The 15,980-nt window shown below is 73.2% G+C and carries 14 protein-coding genes and 1 pseudogene; 8 read left to right on the forward strand and 7 right to left on the reverse strand.

The genetic code is table 11. From position 1 onward, the window contains the following. Positions 1-56: 56 nt before the first annotated feature. From ACZ6S8_RS10725 to ACZ6S8_RS10740, 4 genes and pseudogenes are all read right to left on the reverse strand, one after another. The gene (locus ACZ6S8_RS10725; protein WP_469454903.1) at positions 57-1,286 is read right to left on the reverse strand and encodes a hypothetical protein; all 1,230 of its coding nucleotides are present in this window, start codon (positions 1,284-1,286) and stop codon (positions 57-59) included. A 73-nt stretch (positions 1,287-1,359) separates the two neighbouring features. Further along, complete coding sequence (locus tag ACZ6S8_RS10730) at positions 1,360-2,274, reverse strand: N-acetylneuraminate synthase family protein (protein WP_469454905.1); 915 nt, start codon at positions 2,272-2,274, stop codon at positions 1,360-1,362. A gap of 534 nt (positions 2,275-2,808) precedes the next feature. Further along, positions 2,809-3,210, reverse strand: a pseudogene (locus ACZ6S8_RS10735) (acylneuraminate cytidylyltransferase family protein); the annotation flags it as partial. Next, on the reverse strand, positions 3,207-4,559 hold the full coding sequence (locus tag ACZ6S8_RS10740) for a DUF6716 putative glycosyltransferase (protein ID WP_469454414.1): 1,353 nt from the start codon (positions 4,557-4,559) through the stop codon (positions 3,207-3,209). The pseudogene ACZ6S8_RS10735 and the gene ACZ6S8_RS10740, both read right to left, overlap by 4 nt. A 176-nt stretch (positions 4,560-4,735) precedes the next feature. Here ACZ6S8_RS10740 and ACZ6S8_RS10745 point away from each other — a divergent pair, with 176 nt between their 5' ends. Both ACZ6S8_RS10745 and ACZ6S8_RS10750 read left to right on the forward strand, forming a co-directional pair. Further along, the gene (locus ACZ6S8_RS10745) at positions 4,736-5,731 is read left to right on the forward strand and encodes a glycosyltransferase family 2 protein (protein WP_469454416.1); all 996 of its coding nucleotides are present in this window, start codon (positions 4,736-4,738) and stop codon (positions 5,729-5,731) included. Further along, positions 5,731-7,170, forward strand: a complete 1,440-nt coding sequence (locus tag ACZ6S8_RS10750) for a polysialyltransferase family glycosyltransferase (protein ID WP_469454418.1) — start codon at positions 5,731-5,733, stop codon at positions 7,168-7,170. The genes ACZ6S8_RS10745 and ACZ6S8_RS10750 overlap by 1 nt, the downstream gene beginning before the upstream one ends. On the opposite strand, the gene leuE is transcribed toward ACZ6S8_RS10750, so the two are convergent. Continuing rightward, a complete protein-coding gene (leuE, locus tag ACZ6S8_RS10755) occupies positions 7,163-7,813 on the reverse strand; it encodes a leucine efflux protein LeuE (RefSeq protein WP_469454419.1) in 651 nt (216 codons plus the stop codon). The genes ACZ6S8_RS10750 and leuE overlap by 8 nt on opposite strands. A gap of 531 nt (positions 7,814-8,344) precedes the next feature. Here leuE and ACZ6S8_RS10760 point away from each other — a divergent pair. Further along, positions 8,345-9,229, forward strand: a complete 885-nt coding sequence (locus tag ACZ6S8_RS10760; protein WP_469454421.1) for a L,D-transpeptidase family protein — start codon at positions 8,345-8,347, stop codon at positions 9,227-9,229. 214 nt (positions 9,230-9,443) lie between these two features. On the opposite strand, the gene ACZ6S8_RS10765 is transcribed toward ACZ6S8_RS10760, so the two are convergent. Together ACZ6S8_RS10765 and ACZ6S8_RS10770 are read right to left on the reverse strand one after the other, a co-directional pair. Then, positions 9,444-10,541 carry a hypothetical protein gene (locus ACZ6S8_RS10765; RefSeq protein WP_469454423.1) on the reverse strand — a complete coding sequence of 366 codons (1,098 nt, stop codon included), beginning with the start codon at positions 10,539-10,541 and terminating at the stop codon, positions 9,444-9,446. Further along, complete coding sequence (locus ACZ6S8_RS10770) at positions 10,541-11,305, reverse strand: RNA polymerase sigma factor (protein WP_469454906.1); 765 nt, start codon at positions 11,303-11,305, stop codon at positions 10,541-10,543. Before ACZ6S8_RS10770 ends, ACZ6S8_RS10765 begins: the two co-directional genes overlap by 1 nt. 384 nt (positions 11,306-11,689) lie before the next feature. Between ACZ6S8_RS10770 and ACZ6S8_RS10775 the strand changes: the two genes are divergently transcribed. From ACZ6S8_RS10775 to ACZ6S8_RS10795, 5 genes are all read left to right on the forward strand, one after another. Beyond that, the gene (locus tag ACZ6S8_RS10775) at positions 11,690-12,295 is read left to right on the forward strand and encodes a 2-oxo-4-hydroxy-4-carboxy-5-ureidoimidazoline decarboxylase (RefSeq protein WP_469454425.1); all 606 of its coding nucleotides are present in this window, start codon (positions 11,690-11,692) and stop codon (positions 12,293-12,295) included. 152 nt (positions 12,296-12,447) lie between these two features. Next, on the forward strand, positions 12,448-12,828 hold the full coding sequence (sdhC, locus tag ACZ6S8_RS10780; RefSeq protein WP_078892868.1) for a succinate dehydrogenase, cytochrome b556 subunit: 381 nt from the start codon (positions 12,448-12,450) through the stop codon (positions 12,826-12,828). A gap of 5 nt (positions 12,829-12,833) precedes the next feature. Further along, entirely contained in the window at positions 12,834-13,316 is a 483-nt protein-coding gene (locus ACZ6S8_RS10785; RefSeq protein WP_469454427.1) for a succinate dehydrogenase hydrophobic membrane anchor subunit, read from the forward strand. Between the two features lie 23 nt (positions 13,317-13,339). Then, positions 13,340-15,094, forward strand: a complete 1,755-nt coding sequence (gene sdhA / locus ACZ6S8_RS10790) for a succinate dehydrogenase flavoprotein subunit (protein ID WP_469454429.1) — start codon at positions 13,340-13,342, stop codon at positions 15,092-15,094. Next, complete coding sequence (locus ACZ6S8_RS10795; RefSeq protein ID WP_469454431.1) at positions 15,094-15,861, forward strand: succinate dehydrogenase iron-sulfur subunit; 768 nt, start codon at positions 15,094-15,096, stop codon at positions 15,859-15,861. The genes sdhA and ACZ6S8_RS10795 overlap by 1 nt, the downstream gene beginning before the upstream one ends. Positions 15,862-15,980: the final 119 nt, after the last annotated feature.

Genomic DNA, 15,980 nt, shown 5'->3' on the forward strand with positions numbered 1-15,980 from the left:
AAGAAACCCGGCCTCTGGACGCATGGCCGGATGCGCCCGGGGGTACACTCGCGCGCTCATCCGGCCGCCCCGGCCGTCTGGGCAGGGAGTCTGCGCACATCACGGGCGCTGTCGGTGACCCCCGCGAGGAAGCCGCGGGCGCGCGGCGACGCGGATCCGGTGAGCCAGGCGGGGTCGACATCGCATACGGCCACGGTGACACCGGTACCGCTCAGGGCGTACGGCAGGGTGTGGACGACCGTGGAGGGGAAGCTGACCACGGTGTGCCCCACCGGGCCGCGCCGGGCGATCAGCTCCAGCGGCAGGTCCGGCCGTACGATCTCCAGCCCGGTGGCCGTGCTGAGCGCCCGCAGCTTCTCGGGGGACTCGCGGCGGTGCGCGAAGTAGCGGGTCGCCCCGTGCTCCGCTGTCAGCGCGCGCACCGCGTCGAGGTAGCGGGCCGGGTCCACCACGCCGGTCTCCACGAGCGAGGTCCCGACCAGGTCGGTTCCCCTGGTCAGACGGGGCGGGCCGAAGCGGGCGCGGGTCCAGGCGAAGTCGTTGACCCGCAGGGTGGTGCCGCCGTGGACGGTGACCGGCATCGAGCTGAACAGCTCCACGGCGCGGGTCCCCGCGGGCGTGAACCGGCGCCGGGCGGTCGCCGAGACCGGCGCGTACGCCAGCTCGCGGACCCGTCCGGGCAGTCCCCCGGCGCCGACCCGGTGCCAGCGCACCAGGCGCTCGCCGCGGGCGGTCTGGGCGACGAACTCCATCGTGGCCGTTCCGTCGTCGACCACGACGAGCCGATCGGCGCGCACCAAGGTGAGCAGCAGCTGCACGTACCGGGAGAACGGGTCGCCCACGACGACGGTGCGGGCGGCCCGGACGTCGCCGACGAGCGCCGCGAGGGCCTTCAGCGGCGCGAGGCCGCCGCCGCGCGCCTCCTGCCAGCGGACGTCATGACCCTCGTCACGTGCCAGGGCCGCCATCCGGCGCAGCTGGCCGCGGGACATCGGGTCGGTGGGCGGCAGGACGACGATCCGCAGCGGCCCGCCGACGGGCGCCGTGGACGCGGGCGCGGGCGGCGGTACGGGGGCGGCGGCGTCGCGGCCCTGGCGCGGGATGCCGCCGAGCAGCGGGGCGGCGACCTCCGGGCCGGGGGCGGGGCCGGGACCGGCGGGGCCGGGGGCGGGGTCGGGACCGGCGGGGTCGGGACCGGCGTCGGGTCGGGCGTACGCCCACTCCAGGACGTTCAGGAGTTGGACCGGGCTCTCGACGAACGCCAGGGCGGAGGCGGAAGGGGACACCACGGACACCACGTACTCCTCGTCTAGGGCGGCACGCGGACGCGCCGGACCCGGGGTCGGACGGTCGGGACGGTCAGACGGCCACCGGCGTGCCCTGCACCCGGCGGAGCTTCTTCATGGGGCCGAGCTCGGAGGCGTAGACCCGCTTGACCCCGTCGCCGAGGGCGGTCTCGATGGTGCGGATGTCGCGGACGAGGCGGGTCAGGCCGCCCGGCTCGACGGAGGCGGCCTGGTCGGAGCCCCACATCGCGCGGTCGAGGGTGATGTGCCGCTCGACGAAGGCGGCGCCGAGGGCGACGGCGGCGAGGGTGGTCTGCAGGCCCGTCTCGTGGCCGGAGTAGCCGATGGGCACGTTGGGGTACTCCTCCCGGAGGGTGTTGATCACCCGCAGGTTGAGCTCCTCGGCCTTGGCCGGGTACGTCGAGGTCGCGTGGCAGAGCAGGATGTTGTCGCTGCCGAGGACCTCCACCGCGTGCCGGATCTGCTTCGGGGTGGACATGCCCGTGGAGAGGACGACGGTGCGACCGGTGGCGCGCAGGGCGCGCAGCAGCTCGTCGTCGGTGAGGGAGGCGGAGGCCACCTTGTGGGCGGGGACGTCGAACTTCTCCAGGAAGGCGACGGCCTCGGTGTCCCACGGGGAGGCGAACCAGTCGATGCCGCGCTGGGCGCAGTGGGTGTCGATGGCGCGGTACTCGTCCTCGCCGAACTCGACGCGGTGGCGGTAGTCGATGTACGTCATGCGGCCCCAGGGGGTGTCGCGCTCGATGTCCCACTGGTCGCGCGGGGTGCAGATCTCCGGGGTGCGCTTCTGGAACTTCACGGCGTCGCAGCCGGCTTCGGCGGCCGCGTCGATGAGGGCGAAGGCGGTGCCGAGGTCGCCGTTGTGGTTGATGCCGATCTCTCCGACGACGTAGACGGGGCGGCCGGGTCCGGCGGTGCGCGATCCGAAGGTGCGCAGGCGGGCGGCGGCGTGGGGGGTGGCGGTCATGGCGGGCGACGTCCTTCGCGTGGGTACGGGGTGTGCGGGGGCTGCTGGGTCTGCTGGGTGTACGGGGTCTGCGGGGTGCGGGGTGTTCGCGGGGGCTGCGGGGTGCGGGGTGTTCGCGGGGGCTGCGGGGTGCGGGGTGTTCGCGGGGGCTGCGGGGTGCTCGGGGTGCGCCGTGCGTACGGGGTCCGCGGGGTGCGGTGCGGGGGCCGTGAGCGCGGGGTGCGGGGTCAGGGGGTCGAGGAGGGGGGCGAGGAGGCGGGCCCGCGCCAGGTCGTGCGGGTCGTCGATCTCCAGCACGCGCGCCGGGTCGGTGGCGACGGGCAGGACGCGGCCGAAGAACCGGTGGCCGGCGGCGCGGAAGCCCGCGGCGTCCATGGCGTAGGCGGCGCCGGTCTCCAGCAGGTCCCGCGGGCGGTCCTGGCGCCTGGGGCGGTACGCCTCGTCGTGGTTGACCCCGGCCGCGGACCCGTCGGGCCGCTCCCGCCAGAGGAAGCCGTGGAACGGGGCCGCGGTCAGGGCCGAGTCGGCCTCCCCGGAGGCGACGGCGGCGGCGACGGACTCGACGTCGGAGGCGGTGAGGAACGGGCTCGTGCACTGGACCAGGAGGACCACGTCCACGGTGGCGCCGTGCAGCTCCTCGAAGGCGGCCAGCGCGTGCAGGACCGCGGCCTCGCTGCTCGCCGTGTCCCCGGAGATCGCCCGGGGGCGGGTGACCGGCTCGGCTCCGGCGTCGCGGGCGGCCGCGGCGATCGCGGCGGAGTCGGTGGAGACCACCACGTCGGTGACGGTCGGCGCGGCCAGGCAGGCCCGTACGGCGCGGGCGACGAGCGGCACCCCGGCCACCTCGGCGAGGTTCTTCCCGGGCACCCCCTTCGAGCCGCCCCGGGCGGGCACCACGGCCAGCACCCGGGGCGCCCCGGGCCGCGGCGCGGTCACAGCTCCCCCAGGCGGCGGATCACCGGGGCCACGCGCTGGACCCCGTGGCGGTACGCCCCGCGCGCGGCGGCGCGCAGGTGGGCGCGCAGGCGGCGGCGCAGCCGGGACTCCCCCGCGCCCGCGCGCACGGCGCCGGGCAGCGGGGTGCCGTCGGGGGCCAGGCGGTGGCGGGCCAGGATGCCGGGCAGGTAACCGGGGGCGGTGGTGAGCGTGTAGTACGGGTCCGGAGGCGGGAGCAGCTCCTCGGCGGCCAGCGCGGCGACCCGCTCCCGGGCGGCCGCGTAGGCGTCGCCGGGGGGCGCGCCCGCGGCATCGTCCCCGGCCGCCGGGCGGACCCCCTGGGCACGCAGCCACTCCGGGTCGCCCTGCGGGAGCAGCCCGGCGTCCAGCTGGTCCCAGGAGGCCAGGCACCCCGAGCCGAGGAAGTGGTGGTTCCCGAGGGCTTCGCGGATGCCGAGGTCGGTGAGGACCGCGGTCGGCACGGAGCGGTGCAGGGACTCCAGGGCGGCCGTGGACGAGACGGTGACCAGCAGGTCGGCGGTGTCCAGTACCTCGCCCATGTTCCCGTACACGAGGCGGCAGTTGGGCGGGAGTCCGCCCGGCAGCCGCTGTGCGAGCCGCTGGTAGGGGTGCTCCTCCAGGTGCGTGGTGTGCTCCCCGGGCCGGCTGCGGAGCTTGATCAGCACCTCCCGGCCGGGGTGCAGCCGCGCGTGCCGCGCGGCCCGCTCCAGCAGGTACGCCCGGTCCGCGCGGCCCTCGGGGACGGAGGGCTGCACGGCGAAGACCACCCGGTGCGCGGACCCGGCGGACCCGGCGGACCCGGCCGGCGGGGCGTACCGCGCGCCGCCCAGGAACGGCAGGGCCGTCTCGGTCACCGCGGCGCAGTCCGCGCCCACCCCCTCGTACACGGCGCGGAACCGCTCGGCGTCGTGGCGGGAGTTGGCGAGGACGAGGTCGGCCCCGTGCCGCAGCAGCAGCCCGTCGGCGAGCTTCTCGTAGACGACCCCCACGTAGCCCGTGACCAGGACGGGGCGCTCGGCCGGGGCGGGCCACAGGGCGCGGGCCCCGTGCAGGACGGCCTGTACGGCGCCGCCGACGAGCGCGAGGACGACCACGTCGTAGCGCTCGCGCCCGAGTCCGTCGAGGAACTCCGCGCAGGACACCTCGGTCAGCCGGTCGGCGCCGACCCCCACCTCGCCGAGCTGGCGGTCGGTGGGCGTGGCGCGGCCGCGCAGCAGGTATCCGGTGAGCTGGTGGTCGGGCACGAGACGGCGGGCGGTGAGGGCGCCCCATTTCCATCGCGTATCGGAATCGGCGAGCACGGCGACGCGCAGCTTGCTTTCTGGCACGCGGCAGAAACTATTCCGCGGCGCCGCCGACCGGCCCAACGACCGCACAACAGCGGGTTAACAACCCGTCGACGGCGTGCGAAAGCGCGCGGGTTTACGCGCCCGCCCCGCGCCGTTCACGCGGAATACGTACGGGGGCCACGGTGAATGCCGGGCGGTCCCCTACCGTCCGGTGGGTGCCCAAGCTCTCTGTTGTCGTGCCGTTCTACAACGTGCGGACGTACGCACCGGATGTCCTGAGGAGCCTCGAAGCCAACGCCCGGGACGATTTCGAATTCCTGCTCGTCGACGACTGCTCGACGGACGGGACGGGCGAACTGCTGGAGCGGGCGGCCCGCACGCTGCCCGGCGCGGTCCTCCTGCACCACGGGCGCAACGGCGGTCTGGCCACCGCACGGAACACCGGACTGGACGCCGCCCGCGGCGAGTACCTCGCGTTCCTGGACGGGGACGACTGGCTGGCCCCCGGCCACCTGGCCCGCACGCTGGCCGCCATCGAGGCCCTGGGCTGCGACTTCGTCCGCACCGACCACGTGCAGTGCACCGGCCGGACGCGGAGCGTGCAGCGCGTCCCGTACGGGCCGCAGTCGCTCGTCGCCGATCCGCGCTCCGCGATCCTGCCCGCGGACCGGACCACGTCGGTGGACTATCCGTACGCCTGGGCCGGCATGTACCACCGGCGGCTGCTGGACCGCGGGGTGCTGCGCTTCACCGACGGGCTGCGGACGGCGGAGGACCGGCCGTGGATCTGGCGGCTGCACCGGGAGGCGGAGTCGTTCGCGGCCGTCGGAATGCCCGGAATCTTCTACCGTCGCGGGATTTCCACCTCGCTGACGCACATCGGAGACGAACGGCAGCTCGATTTCATCCGCGCATTCGATCAAGTCCTCGCGGAAACAGCGGCGGACCGCGAATCGGACCGGCTGATGCCGAAAGCCGTCCGAACGTATTGCGCAATCATCGCCCACCATTTCGGATCCATCGAAAGGTACGAACCGGCCGTGGCCAGGAAACTCCGCTCGATGAGCGCGGCCGCGCTCGGCCGCATGCCCCGGGAGGTGCTGGACCGCGCCCTGGACTCGATGGACCCGGACCGCTCCGCCCTGCTGCGCCGCGTCCGCCGGGCCCACCGCCCGCTCGGCTTCCGCACCCCGCGGGGAGCGGCCGCCTGATGCCCACCCCGCCCACCCTGCCCACCCAGATCTTCCTGGCCTCGACCCTCTACGGCGCCGCCACCCTCGCGGCGGGCATCGACGCGGGCGTCTTCCCGCCCGCCGGCCGTCGCGTCCTGCTGACCAGCAACCACGCCGTGACCGCGGAGGTCACCCCCGGCCTCGCGGACATGCCGGGCTTCGCCGCGCTGCGCGGGCGCTTCGACGAGGTGCACGACTGGAACGCCGTCATCGCGCCGCAGCACCCGAGCACCTGGGCCCCGCGCCCGGAGGACGTCCCCCTGTGGGAGCGGCAGTTGCGCGCCCTGTGGGGTCTCGGCGACGACCGCGTCGAGCTGGTCGTGGAGTCGCTCCAGGTGCCTCCCGCCCAGACCCTGTGCCGGCTCTTCCCGGGCGCGGCCGTGGACGTCTACGCCGACGGACTGATGAGCTACGGGCCCACCCGCTTCCGCCTCGACCCCCAGCTCGGAACGCGGGTGCGGCGGGTGCTCCACCCCGACCTGGTGCCGGGCCTGGAGCCGCTGCTGCTGACGGAGTTCGGGGTACGGGCCGAGCCGCTGCCCGCGGAGCCCCTCCTGAAGGTCCTGGCGGAGCTCGCCGAACTCCCGGACCCCGCGGGCCTCGAAGGCCTCGAAGGCCTTGAAGACTTCGGACGCCTCGACGACCTCGCCCCCGGCTCCGCCCCCGCCGGCCGTCCGGCGCTCCTCCTCGGCCAGTACCTCTCCGCACTCGACCTGATGACCCCCGCCGAGGAGGAGCGGCTGCACGGGGACATGGTCCGCGGCGCGCACGCCCTCGGTCACCGCGAGCTGGTCTTCAAACCGCACCCCGGCGCCCCGGCCGCGTACGCCCGGGAAGCCGAGCGGGAGGCCGGCCGGCTCGGCGTCCGGCTGACCGTGGCCGCCGCCCCGGTGCTGGCCGAGACGCTCTACCAGCGGCTGCGCCCCGCGCTGGTCGTCGGCTGCTTCTCCACGGGCCTGCTGACCGCCGCCACCCTGTACGGGCTCCCCGTCGCCCGTACCGGAACGGGCGCGGTGCTGGACCGCCTGACCCCGTACGCGAACAGCAACCGCGTCCCGCTGGCCCTGGTCGACGCCCTGCTCCCCGACCTGGCCGACCCGGACGCGGTCCGCTCCTGGACGCCCCCCGGCCCCGAGCGGGTCCGGGCCGAGCTGGCCGGGCTCCTCACCGCGGTCGGGTTCACGATGCAGCCGCGGATCCTGGCGGCCCGCCGGGCGGAGGCGGAGGCCCACCTCGCCGGGCGGTCCGGTCCCGGCGCGCTGCGGTACGTCACCCGGCGCCGGCTGACCGTGCTGGGGCTGCCGGGCGGTGTTCCCGCCCCGCTCGCGTTCCTGCCGCGCAGCCCGGGGGTGCGCAGGGCCGTGCGCCGGCTCGCGCGGCTGCGGCGCACGGGCCGGCCGGGCCGCCCGCTCAGCTGACGGCGAGCTTGGCCGCGAAGCCCAGGAACAGCACGCCCGCCGCCGAAGTCGCCCACGCCGACAGCCGCTTGCGGCGGCGGAAGGCGGCCGACAGCCGGGTCCCCGTGAAGATCAGCGTCGACAGGTAGAGGCAGCTCACCAGCTGCGACACCGTGCCGAGCAGCAGGAACGACAGCGCCGGGTAGGCGTAGCCGGGGTCGACGAACTGCACGAAGAAGGAGAGCAGGAACAGGATGGCCTTGGGGTTGACCAGGCTCACCAGCAGCGCCCGCCGGTAGGGCCGGCCGGTGCCGCCCTCCGGCTCCGCGCCGGTCAGCAACTCCTCCTGCGTGGCCCTGCGGTCGCGCCACATGGCCCGCGCGGTCCGCATCATGCCCACGGCCAGCCACGCCAGGTAACCGGCGCCGAGGAACTTCACCACGCCGAAGAGCAGCGGGCTCGCCTGGAGCAGCGCGCCCGCGCCGGCGGCGGTCAGCACCATCAGGACGGCGTCGCCCGTGAACACCCCGGAGGCGGCCTTGTAGCCCTCCTTCACTCCGCCGCGCGCCGCCACGGACAGCACGTAGAGCGAGTTCGGACCCGGCAGCAGCACGATCAGCACCAGGCCGGCGAGGTAGGTCGGAAGATCTGTCACACCCAGCATGCGCAGGAGTGTCCCACAGGGTTGCACCTGTCGCGCCACCCCGTTTCGCCCACTGGAACCGGCCCCGTCCGCAGCGCCCCGGGAGCCCCGCGCGACCGCGCCCGTCAACCGGCGGCCCCCGCCCGTCAACCGGCCGCCCGCGCACCGCCGCACGCCCCGCCGCCCGGTCCGGGACGCGGCCCGGGCCCGCTGTTCACAAACCCGGGTGAATGCCCTGGACCTACGGAAAACCCCCCGGATCACCCGGCCGACCCGCCGGATCCCGTCCCGTCAGGCCGCGGGCCCCGCGGACCGGTTCGGCCGCAATTCCGGCCGCGCCGCGCGCCGGTCGGACACCTCCGCGTGGAACAAGCGGGTCCGGGACTGATAGAACCTTCCCCGGCCACCGCAGGGTGTGCCCCCGCCGTGAGCTCCTTCGAACGGCCGCGGGCGTCCCCCGGTCACAAAGGCGCAACATCCCGGGACTCAGTGCAACTGTCCTCGCGCCCCAGGCATCACCTACTTACACGACGTAGAAAACGGGGGACAGCAATGCAACGCCAGAGAGTCATAATCCGCACGCTTGGGGTGGTCACCGCCGTCGCGCTCGCCGCGACCGCCTGCGGACCGCAGAAGTCGGGGGCCTCGGGCTCCCCTTCGTCGGTTTCCGCATCGCCCACGGCGGGCGCCTCCCCCGATGCCTCCCCGAGCACCGACGACAAGCCGGGCGAGCCCTCCGCGTCGGCGTCGCCGTCCCCGTCGAAGTCCGCTTCGCCGTCCGCCTCCGCCTCGCCGACGCCGACGGTCAAGCAGGTCATGGCCAACGGCGACGACAGCGAGCAGGTGCGCGAGCTCCAGGCCCGGCTGAAGCAGCTGGGGCTGATGTCGGTCGCGCCGACCGGCTTCTACGGCTCGAAGACGACCTCCGCGGTCAAGTCCTTCCAGTCGAAGCACGGCCTGACCGCGACCGGGTCGGTCGACGAGCCCACCTGGAAGAAGATCCAGGCCGCCACCAAGAAGCCGACCGCCGACGAGCTGCGCCCGCCGACGGTCAACGAGCCGGACGCCCCGGACGCGCGCTGCATGGAGGGCCGGGTGATGTGCATCAGCAAGGAGAGCCGCACCCTCGCCTGGATGATCGACGGCAAGGTCGTCTCCACCATGGACGTGCGCTTCGGCTCGGAGAACACCCCGACCCGCGAGGGCGTGTTCAACGTGGGCTGGAAGGCCAAGGAGTGGACGTCGACGATCTACCACACGCCCATGCCGTACGCGATGTTCTTCAGCGGCGGCCAGGCGGTGCACTACTCGGCCGACTTCGCGGCCCGCGGCTACGCCGGCGCCTCGCACGGCTGCGTCAACGTCCGGGACAAGGGCAAGCTGTCCGCGCTGTTCGACCAGGTTCAGGTCGGCGACAAGGTCGTCGTCTACTGGTGACGCCCGCGGCGGCCGGTGGAGGTCCGCCGGCCGCGGTGACGGTCGGGAAGTAAAGGGCGCGGGCAGGGCCGGGGGAACGTGCCCCGCCCGCGCCGGTTGCGCAGAGCCCAGGGGTACGGGGGGAACCCCGGCTCATGCGCGGCCGATGACCAGTCGGCTCGCTACGTACTGCGTCACCGGTTCGAAAAGTGTTACAGGCAGGTCAGCACACCGATCAGCGGCGGTCGCGCAGGCCCGCACCGCCCGGCAGCGCCGGGGACAGGGTCGGGGCCCGGAAGACGCCGTCGTCCCCCGTGCCGCCCGCACCGCCGGACGCGCTCGTCCCGCCCGCGCGGCCGGGCGCCCCGGGAGCGTCGCCGGGCAGGCCGCCGGCGTCGGTGACCCCGTCCAGCAGCGCCTCGCAGTAGCGCGGGATGCGGGAGAGCCCCCGGGCCAGGTTCGACAGCTTCTCGCGGCGGTCCTTGTCGAGGTGCCCCGCCCGGTAGTCCTCGCAGAGGGTCGCCGCCCTGCGCTTCGCCCGGTCGTGGTCGCGTTCCTTGCTGCCGCCGTTGGCGAACGTGTTCCCGTTGCCCTCGGTGTCGCCCGCGTCGTCCTTGCCCGCGGCGGCGCCGCCCTCGGCGCTGCCCCGGTGATCCCTGCCGGTGCCGCCGGCGGCGAGCCCTCCGGTGGAGGTTCCGGTTCCGGTGGTGGCCGCGGCGTCCGGCTCCGCGGACCCGTCCGGTTCCGGCGTCGCCGTGGCGCCGCCCGGGTCGGGCTGGACGGTCGGGCCGCCGCGGAGCGGGGTGGGCGGCAGCTGCGGGGCGAGGGTGGGCAGGTCGCCGTCGGCGTCCGGGGCCGTGTCGGAGTCGGCGCTGACCGACAGCGCCGGTACGGGGCCCGCGCTGTCGAAGCGGTCCTGGTCCAGCAGCCCGGCTCCCGCCGCGGCGGCCAGCCCGCCCACGGCGACGCTCGCCAGCGCGGCCGCGAGGCCGAACCGGACGTGGCGCCGGGCGCGGGGCGCCGCGACGGGCGCGAGGCGGCCGAGGTCGAGCAGGGCGTCCCGGGAGGCGGCGGCCGGCAGCCGGGCCGGTGCGGGGCCGTGAGCGCCGCGCGCCGCCCGCGCGGTACGGAAGGCGGCGACCGCCGCGGCCTCGCCGGGCAGCTCCCCGCGGACGGGCGGCCGCTCCGCCAGGGCGTCGAGGGCCGCGCGCAGGCGCGCTGCCTCTCCCCGTGCGTGCGGATCGGCGGACGGTCCCACAGGTTCCGCCGGTTCTCCGCGCAGCAGTCTGTCCGCCGCGGCTCTGTCCAGCCACCTGTTGCGCTCGTCGGCCATCACATGTCCTTCTGCGTCCGCCAACGTGAATGCGTCACACCGGTTTGTTCTACGAGGCCCCCGCCACGGCCGCGTTGTGCGGGTACGGCGTCGAGATCCCTCCCGCCCCCGCCGTCCCGCGCCTGGCCACCGGCATTATGGCCGACCGGGGCCCGCTCGTCCGAGTCCGGTTCCGATTCCGTTTCCCGGCCCGGCGCGAACTCGCCCGTCACGCCCTGCGCGCCCAGCAGCTCCGCCAGCTTCTTCAGGCCCCGGTGCGCGGCGGTGCGGACCGCGCCGGGCCGCTTGCCGAGGGTCTCGGCGGCGGTCTTGGCGTCGAGTCCGACGACGACGCGCAGGACGACGGCCTCCGCCTGGTCCTGGGGCAGCTGGGCTATCAGGGCCATGGTCGACCCGGTGGCGAGGGACTCCATGGCGGCGCCCGCGGTGTCGCACTCGGCGGCCCAGCCGGTGAGCTCGGTGTCGTCGCCGCCGATGGCGGGGCGGCGGCCGCGCATGCGGATGTGGTCCAGGGCCCGGTTGCGGGCGATCCGGGCGGCCCAGCCGCGGAAGCGGTCGGCGTCGCCGGTGAAGGAGTCGAGGTCGCGGGCGATCTGCAGCCAGGCCTCGGACGTGACGTCCTCCGCGTCGCCGTCCCCGACGAGCGTGCGTACGTATCCGAGCAGGCGCGGGTGCACGGCGCGGTACACAGCACGGAACGCGTCCTCGTCGCCGTCCTGTGCCGCGAGCACCGCGGCGGTCAGCTCCGCGTCGTCCCCCAGCAAAGTCCCCAACCCGTTCACTGTCCTGTACCTCTGGCGCAAATCAGCACGTTACGGCTTTCAAGCACCTTCGTCCACGAGTTGTACAACCAGCAACCAACCCTGCGCGGAGCGAGGTGTGACACAAAACGCACTCGGGGCGCTGACAGGGGTACGGGCTTGTCGCACGAGTCCGTGACGGACGGCGACCGGGGCCTCTCCTGTGGGGGGTGGCGGCCTCGGTCGTCTTCCCCTTCCCGGTCCGACCGCGCCGGTCCCCCCGGACGGCCCGCGCGCCGTCCGAACGGCTGTCCCACACTCCGTACCAGGCGTCCACGTCATCCTTTCGGCTCTCTTCCGGGTGATTTCCCCGTGGGAGTACGACACACCCGACCCCACGTCGCTAGCGTGGCGGTACACCCGCGCCACGCCCCGAGGAGCCCCCCGCTGTCCAGCCATCTTCCGGCACAGGTCCGCGGAAGCTCCGACCCCGTACACGGCTCCGGGCTGACGCGGTTCAACGCCCTCTCCCCCGAGGCGGCCCACGCCGCCCTGCTGCACTGCTGCGGAAGCCGCCGCTGGGCCCACCGGCTGACCGTGCACCGCCCGTACCCCGACGCCGGCGTCCTGCTCGCCGCGGCCGACGAGGCCTCGTACGACCTCTCCCAGGCGGACCTGACGGAGGCGCTGGCGGGCGAGAGCTCGGCGGAACTGGAGCACGGCGCCTCGTACGCCGCACTGCTGGCCCTCGACGCGGCCCACGCCGAGTACGAACGCAAGTTCGGCCACGCCTTCGTGATCTGCCTGGACGGGCACCCGCCGGCGGAGCAGTCCGACCAGCTGCTGGCGGCGATCCGGCGGCGGATGGGGCACGAGGTGGACGAGGAGCGCTCGATCTCCGCGGACGAGCTGCGCCGGGTCGCGCAGGGCCGCCTCCTGGACCTGACACGCTGGCTGACGTCGGCCGATGGGCTGACTGCGGAGGAATTCGGGCTATTTGCCCCTGTGGGATAGTCCGTCCGTGCCTGTTTGATCACACCGATGACCCCCGCGCAAGGGAACCGACAAAGCGTCGCTACGATGTCCGGGGCCGGAGGACCGTACCCGGCCGGGCCCGACCGACAAAGAAGCCGGCTGGCCCCCGCCCCGCTTCCGGAGGGTTTTCCGTGCCGGCTGGAACGTTGTACCGCGGCCGGGAAGGAATGTGGTCCTGGGTGGCTCATCGAGTCACCGGCGTCCTCATTTTCTTCTTCCTGTTCGTACACGTCCTCGACACCGCACTCGTCCGCGTCTCCCCCGAGGCGTACGACGACGTGGTGGCTACCTACAAGACTCCGATCGTCGCGCTGCTGGAGTACGGCCTCGTCGCCGCAATCCTGTTCCACGCGCTCAACGGTCTCCGCGTCATCGCCGTGGACTTCTGGTCCAAGGGCCCGCGCTACCAGAAGCAGATGCTCTGGACCGTCGTGGGCATCTGGATCGTGCTGATGGTCGGGGCTCTCTACCCCGTACTCGGCCACGCCTACCTTGAACTGTTCGGGAAGTGACACGCATGTCTTCTGACACTTCTTCGCCCAAGGTCATCGGCGACGTCGAGGGCGTGTCCCTCTACGACGTCGACAACCCGGCCCCGTACATCGAGGCCCCGCGCAAGCGGACCGGCAAGACCCCGCGCTCGACCCGCGGCAACTTCGAGATGGCTGCATGGCTCTTCATGCGCCTCTCGGGCATCGTCCTGGTCGTGCTCGTGATCGGCCACCTCCTGATCCAGCTGGTGCTGGACGGCGGCGTCTCCAAGATCGGCTTCGCCTTCGTGGCCGGCCGCTGGGCGTCTCCGTTCTGGCAGGTCTGGGACCTGCTGATGCTGTGGCTGGCCATGCTGCACGGCTCGAACGGTCTGCGTACGGTCATCAACGACTACGCGGAGCGCGCCAACACGCGGCTGTGGCTGAAGGGCCTGCTCTACACCGCCACGGTGTTCACCATCCTTCTGGGCACGCTGGTGATCTTCACCTTCGACCCGAACATCCGCTAGGCAACGGGGCTGAGGCGTAACCAATGAAGATCCACAAGTACGACACCGTCATCGTCGGCGCGGGCGGCGCGGGCATGCGCGCCGCCATCGAGTCGACGAAGCGCAGCCGCACCGCCGTGCTGACGAAGCTCTACCCCACCCGCTCCCACACGGGCGCGGCGCAGGGCGGCATGGCCGCCGCGCTGGCCAACGTGGAAGAGGACAACTGGGAGTGGCACACCTTCGACACGGTCAAGGGCGGTGACTACCTGGTCGACCAGGACGCCGCCGAGATCCTGGCGAAGGAGGCCATCGACGCCGTCCTCGACCTGGAGAAGATGGGCCTGCCGTTCAACCGCACGCCGGACGGCACCATCGACCAGCGCCGCTTCGGCGGCCACTCGCGCAACCACGGCGAGGCGCCGGTCCGCCGGTCCTGCTACGCCGCGGACCGCACGGGCCACATGATCCTCCAGACGCTCTACCAGAACTGCGTCAAGGAGGGCGTGGAGTTCTTCAACGAGTTCTACGTCCTGGACCAGCTCCTGGTCGAGGAGGACGGCGTCACGAAGTCGGCCGGCGTGGTCGCGTACGAGCTCGCCACCGGCGAGATCCACGTGTTCCAGGCGAAGTCCGTCATCTACGCCTCCGGCGGCACCGGCAAGTTCTTCAAGGTGACCTCCAACGCGCACACCCTCACCGGCGACGGCCAGGCGGCCTGCTACCGGCGCGGCCTGCCGCTGGAGGACATGGAGTTCTTCCAGTTCCACCCGACGGGCATCTGGCGCATGGGCATCCTGCTGACGGAGGGTGCCCGCGGAGAGGGCGGCATCCTCCGCAACAAGGACGGCGAGCGCTTCATGGAGAAGTACGCGCCGGTCATGAAGGACCTCGCGTCCCGTGACGTCGTCTCGCGCTCCATCTACACCGAGATCCGCGAGGGCCGCGGCTGCGGTCCCGCCGGGGACCACGTGTACCTGGACCTGACGCACCTGCCGCCGGAGCAGCTCGACGCCAAGCTGCCGGACATCACCGAGTTCGCCCGTACGTACCTCGGCATCGAGCCGTACACGGACCCGATCCCGATCCAGCCCACCGCGCACTACGCCATGGGCGGCATCCCGACCAACGTCGAGGGTGAGGTCCTGCGCGACAACACCACCGTCGTCCCGGGCCTGTACGCGGCCGGCGAGGTCGCCTGCGTCTCCGTGCACGGCGCGAACCGCCTGGGCACCAACTCGCTGCTGGACATCAACGTCTTCGGCAAGCGCTCGGGCATCGCCGCGGCGGCGTACGCCCACGCGCACGACTTCGTCGAGCTGCCGGAGAACCCGGCGCAGCAGGTCGTCGACCTCGTCGAGCACCTGCGCAACTCCACGGGCCACGAGCGGGTCGCCGACCTGCGTCTGGAGCTCCAGGAGACGATGGACGCGTGCGTGATGGTGTTCCGTACGGAGCAGACCATCAAGACCGCGGTCGACAAGATCGCGGAGCTGCGCGAGCGCTACCGCAACGTGTCCGTCCAGGACAAGGGCAAGCGCTTCAACACGGACCTGCTGGAGGCCATCGAGCTGGGCAACCTGCTCGACCTGGCCGAGGTCATGGCCGTGTCCGCGCTGGCGCGCAAGGAGTCCCGCGGCGGTCACTACCGCGAGGACTACCCGAACCGCGACGACGTCAACTTCATGCGCCACACCATGGCGTACCGCGAGGTGGACGCCGACGGCAAGGACTCCGTCCGGCTGGACTACAAGCCCGTCGTCGTCACCCGCTACCAGCCGATGGAGCGTAAGTACTGATGGCCACCCCGACCCTGTCCAAGACGGACCAGATGGAGGCCGCGGCAGCCGCCTCGCCCTTCATCACGGTCACCTTCCGGATCCGCCGCTTCAACCCGGAGATCTCGGAAGAGTCGACCTGGCAGGACTTCCAGGTCGAGATCGACCCGAAGGAGCGCGTGCTCGACGGTCTCCACAAGATCAAGTGGGAACTCGACGGCACGCTGACCTTCCGCCGCTCGTGCGCGCACGGCATCTGCGGCTCCGACGCGATGCGGATCAACGGCAAGAACAGGCTCGCCTGCAAGACGCTGATCAAGGACATCAACCCGGAGAAGCCCATCACCGTCGAGGCCATCAAGGGCCTCACGGTGATGAAGGACCTCATCGTCGACATGGAGCCGTTCTTCCAGGCCTACCGCGACGTGATGCCCTTCCTCGTCACCAAGGGGAACGAGCCGACGCGCGAGCGCCTGCAGTCCGCCGAGGACCGCGAGCGCTTCGACGACACCACCAAGTGCATCCTGTGCGCCGCGTGCACGTCCTCGTGCCCGGTGTTCTGGAACGACGGCCAGTACTTCGGCCCGGCGGCGATCGTCAACGCGCACCGCTTCATCTTCGACTCGCGCGACGAGGCCGGCGAGCAGCGGCTGGAGATCCTGAACGACAAGGACGGCGTGTGGCGTTGCCGCACGACCTTCAACTGCACCGACGCGTGCCCCCGCGGCATCGAGGTCACGAAGGCGATCCAGGAAGTCAAGCGCGCCCTGATCACGCGCCGCTTCTGATCCGCGCTCCGCAGCAGTAGCCGTACCGGGCCCCGTGCCCCGGACCACCGTCCGGGGCACGGGGCTTCGGCGTGCGGGCCTTCGGCATGCGGGAACGGTCCGTTCTGAGCACGCGGGGT

This window comes from Streptomyces sp. NPDC048461 (genome assembly GCF_055587105.1).